The sequence below is a fragment of the Cystobacter fuscus DSM 2262 genome, from assembly GCF_000335475.2.
GTDB lineage: Bacteria > Myxococcota > Myxococcia > Myxococcales > Myxococcaceae > Cystobacter > Cystobacter fuscus.
The window spans coordinates 477703-495452 of record NZ_ANAH02000010.1 but is presented as its reverse complement, the minus strand read 5'-3'; the positions used below and the strand labels follow the sequence as shown (position 1 = coordinate 495452).

The 17750-nt window shown below is 67.1% G+C and carries 11 protein-coding genes; 5 read left to right on the top strand and 6 right to left on the bottom strand.

Annotation, left to right across the window (positions count from 1 at the left end; all coding sequences use genetic code 11):
• Positions 1–609: 609 nt before the first annotated feature.
• The gene (locus tag D187_RS20395; RefSeq protein WP_155893459.1) at positions 610–1569 is read right to left on the bottom strand and encodes a hypothetical protein; all 960 of its coding nucleotides are present in this window, start codon (positions 1567–1569) and stop codon (positions 610–612) included.
• An 82-nt stretch (positions 1570–1651) separates the two neighbouring features.
• Positions 1652–2455, bottom strand: coding sequence for a hypothetical protein (locus tag D187_RS20390; RefSeq protein WP_155893458.1), 804 nt, complete (start codon positions 2453–2455; stop codon positions 1652–1654).
• Between the two features lie 182 nt (positions 2456–2637).
• Between D187_RS20390 and D187_RS50130 the strand changes: the two genes are divergently transcribed.
• Positions 2638–4515, top strand: a complete 1878-nt coding sequence (locus tag D187_RS50130; protein WP_002622426.1) for a hypothetical protein — start codon at positions 2638–2640, stop codon at positions 4513–4515.
• A gap of 31 nt (positions 4516–4546) precedes the next feature.
• Here D187_RS50130 and D187_RS20380 read toward each other — a convergent pair whose 3' ends face one another.
• Both D187_RS20380 and D187_RS20375 read right to left on the bottom strand, forming a co-directional pair.
• Complete coding sequence (locus tag D187_RS20380; protein WP_051256435.1) at positions 4547–6184, bottom strand: hypothetical protein; 1638 nt, start codon at positions 6182–6184, stop codon at positions 4547–4549.
• A gap of 96 nt (positions 6185–6280) precedes the next feature.
• Positions 6281–7708, bottom strand: a complete 1428-nt coding sequence (locus D187_RS20375) for an MFS transporter (RefSeq protein WP_002622428.1) — start codon at positions 7706–7708, stop codon at positions 6281–6283.
• Between the two features lie 431 nt (positions 7709–8139).
• Here D187_RS20375 and D187_RS20370 point away from each other — a divergent pair, with 431 nt between their 5' ends.
• The 3 genes from D187_RS20370 to D187_RS20360 all read left to right on the top strand — a co-directional run bounded on the left by D187_RS20370 (position 8140) and on the right by D187_RS20360 (position 13604).
• Positions 8140–10551 carry a glycoside hydrolase family 6 protein gene (locus tag D187_RS20370; RefSeq protein ID WP_002622429.1) on the top strand — a complete coding sequence of 804 codons (2412 nt, stop codon included), beginning with the start codon at positions 8140–8142 and terminating at the stop codon, positions 10549–10551.
• Positions 10552–10810: 259 nt separating this feature from the next.
• Positions 10811–12235 (top strand): pectate lyase family protein, encoded by a 1425-nt coding sequence (locus D187_RS20365; protein WP_002622431.1) that lies wholly within the window; start codon positions 10811–10813, stop codon positions 12233–12235.
• Positions 12236–12377: 142 nt separating this feature from the next.
• Positions 12378–13604: a cytochrome P450 gene (locus D187_RS20360; RefSeq protein WP_002622432.1), complete on the top strand. Its 1227-nt coding sequence runs from the start codon at positions 12378–12380 to the stop codon at positions 13602–13604.
• Between the two features lie 79 nt (positions 13605–13683).
• Here D187_RS20360 and D187_RS20355 read toward each other — a convergent pair whose 3' ends face one another.
• Positions 13684–14400 carry a hypothetical protein gene (locus D187_RS20355; RefSeq protein ID WP_051256434.1) on the bottom strand — a complete coding sequence of 239 codons (717 nt, stop codon included), beginning with the start codon at positions 14398–14400 and terminating at the stop codon, positions 13684–13686.
• Positions 14401–14899: 499 nt separating this feature from the next.
• On the opposite strand from D187_RS20355, the gene D187_RS20350 reads away from it, so the two are divergent.
• On the top strand, positions 14900–16132 hold the full coding sequence (locus D187_RS20350) for a family 8 glycosyl hydrolase (protein ID WP_245591769.1): 1233 nt from the start codon (positions 14900–14902) through the stop codon (positions 16130–16132).
• Between the two features lie 13 nt (positions 16133–16145).
• Here D187_RS20350 and D187_RS20345 read toward each other — a convergent pair whose 3' ends face one another.
• On the bottom strand, positions 16146–17747 hold the full coding sequence (locus D187_RS20345; protein WP_002622435.1) for a serine/threonine protein kinase: 1602 nt from the start codon (positions 17745–17747) through the stop codon (positions 16146–16148).
• Positions 17748–17750 lie beyond the last annotated feature (3 nt).

The following is a 17750-nucleotide window of genomic DNA, read 5'->3' as shown; positions in this document are numbered from 1 at the left end:
TTCCCTCCCTCGGTTCCATGTTCCGGTGCCCCCTTCCCTCCACAGGGTCCGCCCGGGTGCGTTCCCCTGCTTCAGCGGTACTACGAGGCACTCCGACTTCCTGACGACCTTCACGCCCGGCTTCGTTTCCTTCGCCAGCGCGCTACCACCGCCACCCGTCCTTCGCTCCCGCGGGAGTCGGGCGCCCATCTCCCTCGGGCCTGGGCTTTCTTCCGGTTGCCCTCCGGCCACTTCGACGTGGAGTCGTCAGCACCTCCCAGGTTCCTGGAGGACCCTCTTGTCTGCGTGCCCCGCTCTCAGACCCCGGCGAGACCCCAGGACCTGGCCTGTTTCGGCCCTGGGCTGCGGCCTTCCGCTACTCGTACGGCGTCGGCTCTCGCGACGATTCAGATCTTTCGAGGCTCAATCACGCGGCCCACATACTCGCTGTCTACGCTTCGCAGCCCGGGTTGCCCCGGCACCACGCAAGACTCGCTTCCGGCTGGTGGCCTCCTTTGCCGGGCGGGGTTTGAACCCGCAGGGTCCCTTCGTGAAGTTTCCGCTCCTACATCGCTTCCTCCTCACCCAAGCTTTGCCTGGCGCACACGAATCGTCTGACACCTTCAGCGCCTACGCCGCTGGCCGCTCCCCGGGACTGTCCAACCGGGACAGGCTGCGCAGCAGTCGGAAGGCGAGGAGGGGCAGCAGCCCGATCCACGCCGCGGCGAGCAGCGCGGCCCCCAGCACCTCGCGTCCGTCTGGGCACAGGGCCCATTCGTTGCTGAGTTGGAGTCCCTTGACGCCGCACACGTGCAGCGACACCACATCCTTCAATGGGTCGAACAAGTGGGGGGCGAACGCCGAGAACATCATCACGCCGCCGAACGCGAAGAAGAACCAGATCTGCTCCTCCGGCTCGAGACCCGCGACGGGCACCACGGGCATGGACGGCGCGGCGGCCGGGGGAGTCGACGCCGCGCGGCCCTGCTGCCCGCGGCGCAGCGCCTGGGCGAAGGCGAGCAGCGGCACCGCATCCGCGGGGGTCCGCGGCGCGAAGGCCACCTCGAGCAGGTCGTCATTCCACCGCAGCCAGCGCATCCGGTGGGCCTGAAGGAAGGCAAGGTCCTCGGGCGAGAGAAAGGGGGCGCCGCTCGGCCAGCGCGGCGGCTCTCCGCCCTGGGCGAAGGACGAGAACGCCGCGTCGAACCGGGCCTCGCCCGTGCGCACGCGCGGCACGGGCGGCAGCGGGCCCAAGAGCGGCTCGACGAGATCCGGAGGAATCATCAACAGCCCCCCTCCGGGCAACGGCACCTTCAACCGGGAACTGCTCGCCCCGCTCACCCTTTCGGAGTCCGCCCCAGGCGGAAGCAGGCCCTCGACGAAGCCCTCCAGCTCGACCTCCGACGCCTCGACGGGCTTCGCGACCCACCGGAACTTGTCGTGGTCCGCGAGCGTGACGCCATGCTGGGCGAACACGTCCTCCATGTCGCGCAGCCACGCTTCCCACCGCCTGCGCCGGATCACCGCCACGACCATGAGCGCGGCGATGAGGATGAGGCACGCGGCCCGTGCGAGTTCGACCGTAGTCATGTCCAGTTCCATGTCCGGGTCCGCATCCTAGCGGCGAAGGAGTCAGACGACTCGTGGCGCGCGAGCCCGGTGGTCTCCCCCCTCAGTCGGGGAGGGGCGGCGCCAGGCCCAGGACCCGCGCCGTGGCCAGCACGTCGCCCCGGCACTGCTTGAAGGCTCGGAGGAAGGTGTTCACGGTGCTCCGAGGACTGTCGAGGGGAGTGCGGCGGCGCTTCCGGGACTCGCCCTCGGGGCCCCAGATGGCGGCGAGGAACGGCAGCACGTCATGCGCGCCCAGGAGCAAACGGGCTGGGGGAAGGGCGGCGTCCAGCCGGCTCGGGATGCGGCACCTGGGGACGCACGTGCAATGCCAGCCCTTCAACTCCTGACGGGAGTGGAGGAGATGACGTGCCTTGAGCCATTGGTTGAAGACGCGGTGTCCGCCCGGAGCATGCAACAGGGCATGAAGCAGTGTGGCCTGTTCTCCCCGATCGAGCAGGAAGGAGCGTTGATGGCTCGAACGCCGCGCCCTCCTCCGCTCGACTTCTTCCGGGGATTGGAACTCCTCGCGCTCCCGGATGTGCGCCAACGCATGGTCTCCAATGAGACCCCGAGGCACGAGGGCGCGGATGTGACTCAGCCGGCTCTCCCGGGGAATGGACCGGGCGCGGGCGGTGGCCCAGCGGATGAAAGGGGCGACCTTGTCCCCCGAGCGCCGGTGCCCCATCAATTGACGGATGTCCACGACGGGTTGCGCGTCGAAACCAGCGCGCTCATCGAACGACTCGGGATCGCGCACGAGCCGATTCATCTCCACGCGGAACTGACGGCGATGGGCGCGGTGGATGGCGACCCTCCCAGCACGTGCAGCTTCCCGATTGACCGACGGCAGCAGGGAGCGAGCCATCTCCCGCGCCTTTTCCTCTCCATGCACCATGACACCCTCCGGGCGGGCAGGGACGGTGCGGCGCTCGGGTCGCTGACAACACGACCCGGTCCCGTGGGCCTTGCGTACGCGGATGAATTCTCGCCGGCCCGACAGAGAGCGGGAATGCTCTGGCACTCACGGTCACCTTCCCGGAGAAGCCCATGCGCGTCGATTCGAGAATGTGGAGAGTCGGACTCGTCCTGGCCGGTCTGCTCGCCGCCTGTACCCCGCGTCCCTCCCCGGCGGACGCCGGGACGGGAGTCGTTCCCCTCCCGGATGTCTATGAGGACAACGACACCGTGCCCTCCACGCTGTCCCTGGTGCCCGAGGGGGAGGGGCTGTCCGTCCACGTGGAGGCGAACCTGACCACGGACCAGGACACGGACCGCTTCGTGTTCCAGGTGCCCGCATCCGCCAACGGCGGACCGAAGATCCTCTCCGTGCGCCTGACCCTGGACAATCAGCCCCCACTGCCCGGGCTCGTCCAGCCGTCGCTCACCGTACTGACGGGAGAGGAGGGCCAGGAGGCGTCCGCGGCCGTGGTCGTCGCACCGAACCCGACGCGGACGGACCCGGTGGACCTCGGCCGGGTGCTCCAGGTCTCGCCGGGCCGCGTTCAGCTCGTGGTGCGAGCCCACCCTCCCCTCACGCCCCCCGAGTCCCAACCCGTCACCCTGAATGCCCCCTACACGCTCGAGGTGCGCCTCTACGAGCAGTTGGACGAGAACGAGCCGAACGACACCACCACCGAGCGGGGCCTGGTGCGCATCGACAGCCCCTCGGGCACGCCGTACCTCATCAAGGGACGGCTCGAGCACTCCACGGACCAGGACTACCTGCCGCTGCGCCTGGCCTCCTTCTCCAGTGGCCAGGGGAGGGAACCCCCCACGCGGCTGCACTACAAGGTTTCCTGGAGCCAGACACCGGGACGCTTCCCGCCCCTGCCCGGGCGCTCGGCTCGCAGGGTCCAGGTGCTGAGCGAGGTGGAGGGCTCAACCCCTGTCTCCGAGCGAGCCGTGCAGTGCAGGACGAAGCCCACCACCTGCCCCAAGGACGGAGAAGGGGAGCCGGACATCCTCGAGCGCGTCAACGCGCTGTGCGAGTCGGCGCTGTGCCTGCGCTCCGAGCGCAACGAGTCCGCGTCCCACCCGAACCTGGAGAACTTCGAGGGCGTCATCCCCATCCCCTCGCACTCGACGGAACTCGAGCTGTACGTCCACGTGAGCAACGAGGGGACGGACCAGGCGGATGACCGCGAGTACACCGTCGAGCTGCGCTGGAGCCGGGACCCGGACGAGGAGTCGCGCGAGGAGCCCAGGACCGTCCCCATGGCGATGGACCTTCCGACGAGCAGTGGCTTTCCCGTGCCTCCCGCGAACGCCACGGTGCTCAGCGGGACGCTGGGCCATGGTCACGGCCGGCTCAACGCGCTCCAGAGTCCGAGCGCGGGAGGCATCCGAGGCGCACACGACTACGACGCGGTGCCCGGCGACGTGGACACCTATGTCATCGACATACCGCCACAGGATCCCTCCGCCGGGCCCCTGGACAGGACGTGGGAGTTGCAGTGGCAGGTCGGCCTGCTACCCGATGGAGCGTCGGTGCATGGCCTGGCGCTGGACGTCCTCTTCTGTGACGGCAACCAGCCAGGGAAGAATGAGGCGTGCACGCAGGTGGGCACGAGCGCGGGGAAGCCCTTCACGCTGATGTACGAGCCGGCCCCGCGTCCCGCGTGGCATGGCGCGGGCCCGCCCGAGTTGCTCTACACCCGCGCCGTGGAGGGCAACACCGAGACGGTGACCGCGCGGGCCCAAGGCTGCTTCTGCCTCGAGCCGCGCTTCATCCGGGGCGGCAAGCTCTACGTGAACGTCACCGCGGCGGACCGCCGGCGCTACGAGGACGTGAGCTACTCCGTGCGCATGGCCCTCACGAGCTACCCACAGTCCTATCTCGCGGCCGACGGGATCCTCAGGAGCTGCCCGGCTCCGGCCCCCGCGCCGGAGGGGGGATACCAGCCGGGCTGCCAGTTCGCGCGTTAGCCCTGGGCGGCGGGCACGGCGCGCGCCCAGATCAGGGCACGGTGTAGAGGCCAACCACGTTCGGATCGAGCGTGGAGCTGGTGAGTCGAATGCCGGTGGCGGAGCTGATGCTCGTGGGGTTGGTGACACCCAGATCCGCCAGCGAGAACGTGACCGCTCCCAGCTTCGACTGCACCGAGCCCGGGGGACTGCCGGTGACGCTCGCGACGCCGCCCGTGTAGTTGATCGTCGCCAGCGCGTTCGACGTGTTGCCCCCAGCCGAGGCGGTGAACTGACTCGCGACCAGGGAGAGCGAGAACGCGCCGACCCGATTGTTCGACGCATCGATCAGCGTGACGACGGTGTCATCACCCACCGTGCCGGAGGCGAGGGCGCTCTCGACGATGAAGAAGCGGGTCTTCGCGGTGAAGGCCGTGCCGAACTGGAAGTTGCCCGCGCCCAGGTTGTTCGCGCCGTCATTCACGGAGAGGCCCGAGGCGGCCGCGGGGGCGCTCGCGGGCGTCGAGCCCCGCGAGTTGGGCGTGTTGGTCCCCGTGATGCCACTGGCCGTCGCGCCGAGGAGATTCGTGAAGGTGCCCTCCGACGTGGTGAGGGAGCTCAACTGCGCATTGCCGGTGAGGTTGGCCGGGGTACCGGTCGTCACCGAGCCCGTGAAGCTCGCACGGGTGGCGGGCAGGGGCTGGGACACGGGAGCGCCGATTGGATCCGGCAACGTGGCGCTCTCGTAGGCGATGCGGTTGAGGTTGGAGGCATCGGTCGCGCCAATGCCCAGCTCGGCCGCCGCGCTGCCCGCGCCGACGGACAGGGTGCGCGGGTCGGCCCCGGTGATCTTCGCGTACAGCACCGCCGCCGCGAGGTAGCTGCCGTACTTGCTCGCATGGCGGTTGTCCGAGGTGCTCCACAGCTTGAAGGTCCCCGCGGAGGTTCCATTGGAGGGATCCGCCAGACCCTGCTCGACCGCGCGCAGGAACCCGTCGCCTACCCGGGCCACGCCCGTGAAGTCGAAATCGTCATACGCCTTGAAGTACGCGGTGCGCAGGTCGCTCTGCATCGCTTGCAGGCCCGCGATGCCACTCGTGTAGCCCTGGGCCGAGACCGACGCGGGTGACGCCCAGGTCTCGTACAGGAACAGGCGGGCCGCTGGGTTGGCCGTCAACACGAGATTGCGCAGATCATTGGAGGCGGTGAAGAAGGCCGTGGGATTGCCTCCCCGAGCCGTGGGCAGGGGACGCGTGCTGTTTTCCTGCAGGACGACGGTGTTCCAGGCGCGGCCGATGATCGCCGCCTTCGTGGAGTAGTGCCCGCTGAGGGTCTCTCCGCTGACCGTCTCGAGGGTGACGTCGTACGCCAGGCCGGCCTGGACGGTCAGCTTCTTGAAGATGCCCGGCACACCGCCCTGCCCCGAGTTGTTGGCATCGGTGATCGCGCCCTTGTTGTACGAGTAGACCGGCTCCTCGTGGCCGTGGGTGAAGCTGTTGCCGACGAAGAGGATGCTGCCCTGGGCTCCGGCTGCCGCCTCCTGGACACCCGTGCTCTCCTCTTGCTCCAGCTCCGGGGCGCCAGCGCAACCGACACTGGCCGCGAGGAGCGTCATGGCCGCGAGCCCCAGGACTCGTGTACGGCGGGGGTGAATCACCAGCAACGACTCATCCGGTCGGGTGCGGCGCATGACGTTCTCCTCCTCGAGGCCACGAGTTCGTGACCATCGCTTCCTGGACGAGAACATTCATTTTTTCAAGGAAAACGAGATAAACAGAAGTGCTCCTCATCCCTCACGGCGATGGCGGTCCTGGGCATTCTGGCCGGTCAACCGGAACGCTGCCCAGCCGCCGATCAGCGCCAGCGGGATGACGCTGGCGAACACCCAGATGGACGCCGCTTGCGCGGTGTGTACCGTCAGGCCCGACGAGAAGCCCACCACGTTCGCCGCCGCGCCCGAGATCGCCGCGCCGGCCGAGGCACCGGTCTGGCGGATGGCGATGGTGGCCGACGTGCCCATTGCGCGCTCCTCGTCCGACAGCGCCGCCATGATCCGGCGGGTCATGAAGCTCCAGGAGAAGCCGAAGGCCGCCCCCAGCAGCGCGCCCCCCACCAGCACCCAGGCGAGGGACCCGCCACCCATGAACCCGGTGAGGATCACCAGGCTGAGCACCAGACAGACCGCGCCCAGGCGCACCCAGAAGGCCTCCCAGCGCTCGCTCACGGACGCCACCGCGAAAGCGGCCAGGGTCCAGGCGATCGACTCCACGCCAATCACATAGCCCGCCCACAGCGGCGACATTCCTCGCAGCGTCTGCAGGATGGCCGGCCCATAGACGGCGAAGCCCATCGACGCCGCCGTCATCCAGAACATGGCCGAATAGCCCGCGCCCACGATGGTACGGAGGTCACCCGCCTGGCGCGGCAACAGCCGGACCCTCGCGCGGGCGTCAATGCGCAACACCAGGCCGAGGAGCGCGACGCCCGCCGCCACCAGGCCCAGCGCCGTCCAGGGATGCCGGATGACATCGGCCACGGCGATGGCGCCGACCCCGAGGGTGAGCACCGCGAGCTGCGTCCACGGAATGCCCGCGCCGCCAGCGGGCCGGGCCGAGCCGCGCAGCAGCCAGAGCGCCGCCGCGCTGAAGGCCAGGGCCTGCACGGCGAACAGCCAGAACACGCCGCGCCAGGCGCCCGCTTCCGCGAAGAGCCCGCCCACCAGCGGCCCCAGCACCGTGGCGACCCCCCACACCCCGGAAATGGACGCGAACACCCGGGCGAGGTGCCGCTCCGGAAACAGCAGGGCCACGGCCACCATGGAGAAGCCCGACACCCAACCACAGCTCATCCCTTGCACCACACGTCCCGCCAGGAAGAGCCCCACATCGGGCGCGACCGCACTCATGACGCAACCAGCCATACAGACCAGCCCCGCCAACGCGCTGGCCCGGCGCAGGCCAAACAACTCCGCGAGCCGCCCGGCGCTCGCGCCCGCCAGGATCGCGCCCACCAGGAACCCGGCCACCGACCAGCTGAAATAGGCATAGCCGCCCAGGTCCGCGCCCACGCTCGGCATGATGGTGGCGGTGACCAGCGCGTCGGCGGCGTTCAACCAGACGCCCAGGCAGATCAGCGCGAAACGGGGCAGCCGCCCCTCGGCCAGCAGATCTCCCCAACCCTTCGAACCCAGCCCCGCCTCGCGCATCGCGGCCATCTAGCCGACGCCGTCCGCCAGCGCGAGCCCGGTGTCGCTGACACGTTTCGGCACGCTCGGCTCGCAATCCTTGACGCCTTGCGTTGAAATGAAGATGACAACGTTACGACACGCTCGGCCATCCGGCGGCCAGGGAAGAGACCTCCGGCAATCCTTGACGCCTCGCGTTGAGAACGCAGGCGTTCTCAAGGCCTGTGAATACAAGAAAAAAGGCCTGTTGCCACGATTCAGCGGGATTCCCGAGATAGACGGATGAAAGCGCTCTGATTCGCTCCCGCCTCAAACACGAGCATCCGCTCTGTTCAGCCACGGACAGGTTGCAATCAAAACGTTTTCATCGTATGAGCTTTTCGGCTTTTAATTGTTTTCCACGACGGAATCGTATTCCTCGTTTTCTGACTTTACTGCAACATTTCATCAGGAGGGAACGCATGCAACAAAAGCATTCCAACATCCGCGGCCTGGCGCTGAAGTCCCTGGCATTCCTGCAAATGGCACTCTGTGGAGGAGTCGCCTCCGCGCAGACGCATGTGGACAATCCGTTCGAGAGCGCGAGCGCCTACATCAATCCCGACTACGCGGCGCAGGTCGACAGCTCGATCGCCAAGACGACCGACAGCACGCTGGCCGCGAAGATGCGCACGGTCAAAACGTATCCGACCTATGTCTGGCTGGACCGCATCGCGGCGATTCACGGCGGCACCGCGAACGGCGGCCGCAAGAGCCTGCGTGACCACCTCGACCTGGCGCTGGCCCAGAAGAAGGCCGGCCAGCCCATCACCGCGAGCTTCGTCATCTACGACATGCCAGGGCGCGACTGCCATGCGCTGGCGTCCAACGGCGAGCTGCCGCTGACGGCGGAGGGCCTGCAGCGCTACAAGACAGAGTATATCGACCCCATCACGGCCATCTTCGCCGATCCGAAGTACCAGGACATCCGGATCGTCACGGCGCTCGAGCCGGACGGCCTGCCCAACCTGGTGACCAACCTGCAGGACCCGGCGTGCGCCCAGGCCAACTCCAGCGGCATCTACGTGGCGGCCGCGCAGTACGCCATGAACAAGCTGCACGCCATCCCCAACGTCTACATCTACATGGACCTCGGCCACTCGGGCTGGCTGGGCTGGGATGACAACCGTCAGAAGACCATCGCGCTCTACACCTCCGTGGTGGGTGCGACGACGGCGGGGCTGTCCAGCGTGGATGGCTTCGTGACCAACACGGCCAACTACACGCCGCTCGCGGAGCCGAACCTGGTGAACCCGAACGTGACCGTGGGCGGGCAGCCGCTGCGGTCGGCGAAGTACTACGAGTGGAACCCCAACTTCGACGAGACCGACTTCGCGGCCTCCCTCTACACCGGCTTCACGTCCGCGGGCTGGCCGGCCAGCATCGGCTTCCTCATCGACACCTCGCGCAACGGCTGGGGTGGACCCAACCGGCCGACGGGCGCCTCCGGCACCACGGTCGACACGTACGCCGACTCCGGCCGCATCGACCGGCGCGCCCACCGCGGCCTCTGGTGCAACCAGGCCGGGACTGGCATGGGGCAGCCGCCCCAGCCGACTCCGGCTGGCTATAGCGCTTCTCACCTGGATGCCTTCGTCTGGGTCAAGCCGCCGGGCGATTCGGACGGCGCGAGCAAGTACATCCCGAACAACGAGGGCAAGGGCGCCGACCCGATGTGCGACCCGGAATTCACCACGCAGTACAACACGAAGACCGGCTCCCTGCCGAACGCGCCGCTGTCCGGCCACTGGTTCCACGAGCAGTTCACGATGCTGGTGCAGAACGCCTATCCCTCCATCCCGCAGACCGCCGGAGACAATGACCCGGCCCTTCCGCCCACGAGCCTGACGGCCACCCCGGGCAACAAGCAGGTGACGATCGGCTGGAGCGCTTCGTTCGGCGCGACGAGCTACACCGTCAAGCGGGGCACCGCCAGCACCGGACCGTTCGCGACGGTGGCCTCCGTCACGGGGACGAGCTACACCAACACCGGCCTGACCAATGGCACCACCTATTACTTCGTGGTCAGCGCGTCCAACGCCAAGGGTGAGAGCCCCAACAGCAGCGCGGTCTCCGCGACTCCGGCCGAGCAGGTCCTCTCCGCGCCCTCCAGCCTGACCGCGGCGGCGGCCGGCTCCAGCCTGATCTCCCTGGGCTGGACGGGCTCCGCCAACGCCACCGGCTACAACATCTATCACTCCACCTCGCCGAGCGTGGCCCTCACCGCGGCGAACCGGGTGGGCACCAGCTCCACCACCAGCTTCACCCACACGGGCCTGCTGCCTGGCACGACCCACTACTACAAGGTGACGGCCTCCAACGCCGCCCTCGAGTCCGCCGGGTCGAACGAGTCCTCCGCCACGACGCAGGCCGCCAGCGTGGGCGCCCTCTCCGTCCTCTACCGCGACGGGAACAACAACTCCCCGACCACCAACCAGTTCCGCCCCCACCTCCGGGTGAAGAACGGCGGCACCACGTCGGTCAGCCTGGCCGACATCAAGGTCCGCTACTACATCTCGCTGGACGGCGCGGCCGGCCTGCAGATCAACTGCGATTGGGCCCTCCCGGGCTGCTCGAGCCTGAGCTTCCAGTCCGGGCAGCTCTCCGCTCCGCGGCCTGGCGCCACCCACTACATCGAGATCAGCTTCCTCAGCGGCACCCTGGCGGCGGGCCAGGACACGGGTGACATCCAGCTGCGCGTGAACAACACGTCCTGGTCGAACTTCAACGAGGCGGATGACTACTCGTTCAAGGCCGGGCAGACGGCCTATGGCGACAACAGCAACATCACCGTCTACCGCAACGGCACGCTGGCGGGTGGTATCGAGCCGTAGCCAGTTGGTTGTTTGAACTCGAAGCCCTCGGCCGACATCCGGCCGGGGGCTTTTTCTTTTCTCGTGGCTCGAGGACCCTTCACAACTCGTCTCATCCGACTGACACGATTCGTCTTGTGGCATGACATCCCTCATTTCATGATTAATCAGGTTAATCTTGGGAAAACGTTTGACCTGGAGATTGAACTCTTGTTAGTAGAGAAGACACTCCAGGGAGCAAATCCAGGGATTGAGTCATCTCGGACTGGGAAGGGTTTCCATGAACATTCATGTCAAGGGGATGTGCAGCCTGTCGATGGCCTTGGGCCTGGCGTTCTCCGCCATTCCCGCCACGGATGCTCGGGCCGCCGGAATCACTGATTACAACCTCACGGGGTTCTCCGCTGGCAACACCGGTGGTGGAGTGATCAGCGAGTCGGACACCGCCCGCTACAAGAAGGTCTACACCGCGACGGAGCTCGCCCAGGCCTTGAAGAAGGGCTCGGGCGTCAAGGTCGTGGAGATCATGAATGATCTCAACCTGGGCTGGAACGAGCTCCCCTCCGCGGCCAAGGTCTCGCCCATCTCCTCCCACAACGCGGCGTTGACCCATCCCGTGCTCCTGCAGTCGGGGGTCAGCAAGATCAACGTGGACGGCTTCAACGGGCTGACCATCTTCTCGGCCAACGGCGCCCGGCTCAAGCACGTGGCCATCACGATCAAGCGCAGCTCGAACGTCATCATCCGCAACCTGGAGTTCGACGAGCTGTGGGAGTGGGACGAGAAGACCAAGGGCGACTATGACTCCAACGACTGGGATTACCTGACGCTGGAGGAGAGCAGCAAGGTCTGGATCGACCACTGCACCTTCAACAAGGCCTACGATGGCCTCGTCGACTCGAAGAAGGGCACCTCGGGCGTGACCATCTCCTGGTCCACGTTCAAGGGGGATGACGGCAGCGCGACCAGCTTCGTGGCCAGGCAGTTCGATGCGCTCGAGGCCAACAAGTCCGCCTACCCGATGTACAACCACCTGCGCGGCAGCGCGGTGGGCCTGAGCAAGCAGGACATCATCGCGATCGCGGGCGCGCAGAAGAAGGGCCACCTGGTCGGCTCGACGGAGTTTGCCTCGGACAACCCGAACCTCTCCATCACGCTGCACCACAACTACTACAAGGACATCCAGGACCGCATGCCCCGCCTGCGCGGCGGCAACGCGCACGCCTACAACATCGTCATGGACAGCGCGGGAGCCTGGGCCGCCAAGTCGAAGATCACCTCGGCCATGGCCACCGCCATCTCCTCCAAGGGCTACCACTTCACCGTGACGAGCAACGGCGCGATCTCCACCGAGAGCGGCGCCGTCCTGGTCGAGAAGTCGCACATCATCGACGTCCAGTACCCGGTGCGCAACAACCAGACGGATCCCGAGGATGCAAGCTATACGGGGAAGATCCGCGCCATCGACACGATCGACTCCCTCAATGGGGTGGCCTTCCGGGGAAGCAGCGACGCCTCCGGCAGCCCGCTCAGCCCGGTACCCGCTGACGTGAAGGACTTCTCCTGGAATGGCTTCTCCACCCTGCCCTACAGCTATACGCCGGAGGATCCGTCGACCCTCAAGAGCCGGCTGACGGCCGCCGATGGAGCGGGCGCTGGGAAGCTCACCTGGACGAAGAGCCAGTGGCTGAAGACCAGCTACTAGCGCGAAGCGCGCACTCGAGCGGGCAGCTCTGAAATACCCAGGGGGCGAGGAGGCCAGGAGAGCCCTCCTCGCCCCCTGTCGCGTTCCGGGCCTTCGAGGGCTAGCGTCCCAGGCTGTCTCGCCAGACAGTCCTGGAGGAAAGATGAGTACAGGCGCCGATATCGATTTGATGAGCGAGGGCTTCTTCGCCAACCCCTTCCCTACTTTCGAGCGGTTGCGCGCCCAGCGGCCCGTCTACTTCTTCGAACCCTTCCAGTGCTTCATCCTCACGCGTGGCGCCGACATCGAGGCGTTCACCAGGAGCCCGTGCTTCTCCTCGCGGCGCGCGGACGCGCTGTTCGGGAGCATGGGGATGCTGGGGGAGGATGAGGCGACGAAGAAGATGGTCTCGGTCTGGTCGCGGCTCGTCTTCTTCCAGGATCCCCCCCGCCACACGCTGCTGCGCCAGCTCGTCATGAAGGGCTTCACGCCCGCGGCGATCGAGCACTTCCGGCCCCAACTCGTGTCGCTCGTGGAGCGAGCCCTGGAGAAGGGGCGGCGACAGGGGGAAATGGACGTCGTCGCGGACTTCGCCGAGCCCATCGCCCTCAACACCATCGCCGAGCTGTTCGCGCTCCCCGAAGCGGATCGGCCGCGGTTCATGGACTGGTCGAGGGATCTGCTCAAGCCCGCGGGCGCGGGGGTCGGCTCGGACGAGGCGAGGAACGCCGTGCGGCGCACCACCAACGACATGGCGGACTACCTGGCGGACCTCGTCGAGAAGCGCCGGGCAGCGCCCGGAGAGGATCTCATCAGCCAGCTCATCGCGGGAGAGCAGGGCCATCCCCAGCTCGCGGGCGAGGCCGTCATCCAGTCCTTCCAGATGATTGGCGCCGGCTTCGTCACGTCGACGAACCAGCTCACCAACACGCTCCTCGCGCTGCTGCGTCACCCCGAGCAGTTGCATGTCTTGCGGCGGGACCCGGGCCTCATCCGGGGCGCCATCGAGGAAGGCTTGCGCCATGAACCAGCCGTCATGTCCATCAACCGGGTGTGCGTGGAGGACACGGAGATCAGCGGCACGAGGATTCCCAAGGGGCGGATCGTCTACGCGATGGTCGCCGCGGCCAACCGCGATCCCTCCATCTTCCCCGACCCGGAGCGCTTCGACATCACCCGCGCGCCCAACCGGCACATGACCTTCGGGGTCGGCGCCCACTACTGTCCGGGGGCCTCCCTCGTTCGGCTCGAGGTCGAGGAAGCCCTGCGCGCCCTGCTCACGCTGCCGCGCTGGGAGCTCACCGGCAGGCCCTACGACTACCAGGGCTCCAACTTCAATGATCGCGGGCCCAGCTCGCTGCACCTGCGCTTTCCGGCCACCACACGCTGAGTCTCGGTAGCCAGCCCACGACGGGGGGAGGTCCACTGGGCATGGACGCCCGATGGACCTCCCCTGGCTCAGCTCCCGCCTAGATGAAGTCCGCCTGGATGTTCGTGTAGTAGATCCGGGTCAGGCCCTCGAAGCCGGAATCCGTGCCGATGATCAGGTAGGCCGCCCCCTGGGCGGTGGTCGTCACGGTGAAGGAGTGCTCGAAGTGCTTGAGCTGGTAGCCCTCCTGGTCCGGGTTGGGCTTGCCGAGGTGGCCAATCGCTTGCAGGTCGGTGCCACCATTGGTCTGCTGGCCCTTGTCGACGTTGAGGATGTAGTACGGGGTCCCGCCGACGTCCTCCACCTGGAGGGCCGGCGCGTGGTTCACCGCCCCGGCCTTGACCGTGACGCCCTCGGCCGGCGCGCCGCCGATGCCAATCATCCCCTCGCTGACGTTGGTCCCGAGGTCGAAGCTCAGGTAGACGGTGTACTGCTTGTTGGGAAGAAGGCCCGCCGAGGCGTCGATCTTCTTCGTGATGTACATGAAGACGTCGTCGCTGCGGTTATGGCTCTGGATCATCAGGCCATTCACCCCGGACTGATCCGGAATGGCAGTCCAAGCGAAGTCGGTATCGTAGATGCCCAGGCTGACGTAGTCCGTCGGAAGATCGGCGAACCCATGCGTCCAGCCCTCCGCGCCCTGCGCGAAGGTGTAGCTCACGGACACCGGCGCGGTGGCCTGGGAACTCGCCTGCCCGCCCACCAGGGATGCCGCCACGGCAATGGCACACACGGCGCTGCTCATCAGCTTCTTCATGGAACTCATTCCCCTTGGTGATTGATGTGCTGCGTCATGAAACAACAACACCTTCTTGGTCATCGCACGCATGGCTCATGAGACACCCATACGGGTGGTCTCACTCATCACAGGGCTACTCGTGCATTCTCAGAGACTGCGAACGATGGCCGCGGAAGGCTCGCGCTGGCTGAAACCGCATCTTGAATATAGCGATGCCAACAAGATGAGCGAGAGACAAGAATGCATGGGAAGGATAAGTGTGTTTGCCCTGCTCGCACGGGCCGTATCACCTTGCTCGCGTGTGAAGATTTCGTGAAAGCTTTCTGTTTCCTGGAGCACTCCCCCGAGGCGTCATGAGGTGCGATGACGCGCCGCGACGCATGGCTCCCACGGACATCTTCTCATTTCTCGATATTCATTCATTCCCGCCTTTCCACCTTATTACCTTGCATTTGAAGCACTCGTGCGGCATCTGAGCCATCCATCCCCTCACTGACTGGAGAGCGCTTCCATGCCCATGCCTTCGTTGAAACACCTTCTGCCAGGACTGGCACTGACCGTGTTTGGCATCGCCGATGCCGCGCAGGCCCAGAACCATCCATTCGGCAGCCACCATCAGGCCTATAACGCGTCGACCTTGAGCGTTTCGGCCGGCACGGCCGCGGCTGACAGCGCGACGGCGGACTTCTATTGGAAGTGGAAGAGCCGCTACGTCGTCGCCGGGTGCCAGGCGGGGGACTACCGCATCAAGGCCAGCACGGGTGATGGCGCCTATGTCGTGTCCGAGGGCCAGGGCTACGGAATGTTGATCACCGTGATGATGGCCGGGCAGGATCCGCAGGCCCAGGCCATCTTCGACGGCTTGCACCGCTACAACCTCCGGCATCCCAGCCAGAACAATCCCGACCTGTTGGCCTGGGCGCAGGATGTCAACTGCAACGACATCCTCGATCACGACTCGGCCACCGATGGAGATCTCGACATCGCCTACTCGTTGCTGCTCGCGCACAAGCAGTGGGGCTCCACCGGCTCCATCAACTACGCGGCCGCGGCCACGCGCGTGCTCAACGCGATCGCCCAGAGCAACATCAACCCGACCACGCGACTGGTCAACCTCGGCGACTGGGCCAGCCTGCTGCAGCAGGATGCTCCGGACTATTACTACGCCACGCGCAGCTCCGACTGGATGCTCGGCCACTTCCGCGGCTTCATCGGCCACGCCAGCACCGACTGGTCGAAGGTGCTGAGCGCGCACCAGACGCTGCTCGAGAAGATGCAGACCACCTACGCCAGCTCGACCGGCCTGGTGCCCGACTTCATCATCAAGACGAACACCACGACGCCTCGCCCCGCCCCCGCCGAATTCCTCGAGGCGCCGTACGACGGCAGCTACTCCTGGAACGCGTGCCGCGTGCCGTGGCGCATCGGCATCGACGCGGCCATCAGCGGCGACACCCGCTCGCGCAACGCGGCCAGCCTGCTCAGCCGTTGGATTCGCGGCAAGACGGGAGGCAGGCCGAACAACATCCGTGCTGGCTACCAACTCAACGGCACCGCGATCGAGTCCTACAACGACATGGTCTTCATGGCGCCGTTCGCCGTCGCGGCCACCGTGGACTCCGGCGGCCAGGCGTGGCTGGACAGCTTGTGGAACCAGATCGTCTCCACCCCCCCCACCGAGGACTACTACGGCGACACGGTCAAGCTGCTGGCCATGCTGAGCGTCTCGCGCAACTGGATGACGCCGTAGCGCGGAGCAAGCCCTACTCCAAGAGGTCCGCCTTCAGCGTGACCTCGCCGTTGGCGGGGACGGAGACGCGGTAGTCGCGTGACACCCCGAGCTCCTTGTTCTTCAAGGTGAGGGTCCGTCTTCCCGCGGGGAGCCGGATGGCGGGCATGGGAGTGATGCCCAGTCTGCGGCCCTCGTAGAAGACCTCCGCCCAGGGATTGACCCGGACCTGCACCCGCCCCATGGAGGCCACCCGCGAGAGCTCCTGGGGCGACGGCGCCGGGGAGGGGGTGGGCTCGGGCGTGGGCGCTCGCGAGGGTGCCGCCTGCTCCGGTGCTGGCACCGCCGCCTCCGGTGGGGGCACCACCGCCGCCGGTAACACCGTGGCCTCCGGTGGCGCCGGGATGACAGGCTTCTGGGCCTGGACGCTCCCGGGGGCAGGAGCCGGCGCGAGGGAGGGAGCCACGGGAGCGGGAGGCGTCCCCCGCTCCCACGGTCGCAGGGCGACCACCCCCACGGCCGCGGTCATCAAGGCGCCTCCCAACACCCAGGCGATCGCGCGATGGCGCGGGCGGGCAGGCGCCACCGTCACCGTCCCCGGGTTCGCGAGCAGGGGGGCCGTCGCCTCGTCCTCCACGACCACGGGGGGTGAGGAGAGCCGCGTACCGCGTGGAGTGGGCTGCGCGAAGAAGCGCCGCGGCGAGCCTTCCTGCTCGAAGAGCTGCTTGAGGAACGCGCCGAGGTCCTCCGGGAAGAGCCTCCGCTGACAGGACTCCAGGGCCTCGAGGAGCGCCCGGGACATCTCCTGTGCGGTGGCGAAGCGCTCGCGGGGATCCTTCCGCAGCGCCTTCATGACGATGTCGCTGAGCACGGGAGGCACGTCCAGCTCGCGCCGATCCGGCGCTTCGGGCTCCGCCGTGGCGATCTGCTGGAGCAGCGCCGCGTTCGAGGGCGCGCGAAAGGGCAGCGTGTTGGTGAACAGCTGGTAGAGCACCACCCCGGTGGCGTAGATGTCCGAGTGCACCGAGGCGGGCCAGCCATTCACCTGCTCGGGCGAGATGTACGAGAGCTTGCCCTTCAGTGTGCCCGACTGGGTCTTGGACGCGGAATCCGCCGCCTTGGCGATGCCGAAGTCCACGACCTTCACCACGCCGTCCATCGTCACCAGGATGTTGTCGGGGCTGATGTCGCGGTGGACGACTCCCAGGGGTTTGCCAGCCTCATCCCGCAGCTCGTGCGCGTAGTGCAGTCCTTGGAGCGCCTGCGCGACGACGTACGCGGCGATGTCGACGGGAAAGGGGTGCCCCAGTTCCCGCAGGCGCTTGCGCACGCGGTGGAGCGAGGGCCCCTGGATGTACTCCATGGCGATGAAGTACTCGCCCCGGTCCTCTCCCAGCTCGAAGATCTGCACCACGTTGGGATGGGACAGCCGCGCCGCCAGGCGGGCCTCCTCGAGGAACATCTCGATGAAGTTCTCCGCGTCCGCCAGGTGCGGAAGGACGCGCTTGACCACCACGGTCTTCGAGAACCCCGCCGGCCCCTCCTGCTGGGCCTTGTACACCTCGCCCATCCCGCCCTTGGCGATGACTTCGAGCAACCGGTACTTCCCGAGCTGAGGCAGCTGAACCTGGGTCATGGC

Coding starts and splice junctions, on each gene's coding strand:
- D187_RS20395 (WP_155893459.1), bottom strand. CDS start 1,569: ATGACTACGGTCGAACTCGCACGGGCCGCGTGCCTCATCCTCATCGCC.
- D187_RS20390 (WP_155893458.1), bottom strand. CDS start 2,455: ATGGCTCGCTCCCTGCTGCCGTCGGTCAATCGGGAAGCTGCACGTGCT.
- D187_RS50130 (WP_002622426.1), top strand. CDS start 2,638: ATGCGCGTCGATTCGAGAATGTGGAGAGTCGGACTCGTCCTGGCCGGT.
- D187_RS20380 (WP_051256435.1), bottom strand. CDS start 6,184: ATGCGCCGCACCCGACCGGATGAGTCGTTGCTGGTGATTCACCCCCGC.
- D187_RS20375 (WP_002622428.1), bottom strand. CDS start 7,708: ATGGCCGCGATGCGCGAGGCGGGGCTGGGTTCGAAGGGTTGGGGAGAT.
- D187_RS20370 (WP_002622429.1), top strand. CDS start 8,140: ATGCAACAAAAGCATTCCAACATCCGCGGCCTGGCGCTGAAGTCCCTG.
- D187_RS20365 (WP_002622431.1), top strand. CDS start 10,811: ATGAACATTCATGTCAAGGGGATGTGCAGCCTGTCGATGGCCTTGGGC.
- D187_RS20360 (WP_002622432.1), top strand. CDS start 12,378: ATGAGTACAGGCGCCGATATCGATTTGATGAGCGAGGGCTTCTTCGCC.
- D187_RS20355 (WP_051256434.1), bottom strand. CDS start 14,400: ATGAAGAAGCTGATGAGCAGCGCCGTGTGTGCCATTGCCGTGGCGGCA.
- D187_RS20350 (WP_245591769.1), top strand. CDS start 14,900: ATGCCTTCGTTGAAACACCTTCTGCCAGGACTGGCACTGACCGTGTTT.
- D187_RS20345 (WP_002622435.1), bottom strand. CDS start 17,747: ATGACCCAGGTTCAGCTGCCTCAGCTCGGGAAGTACCGGTTGCTCGAA.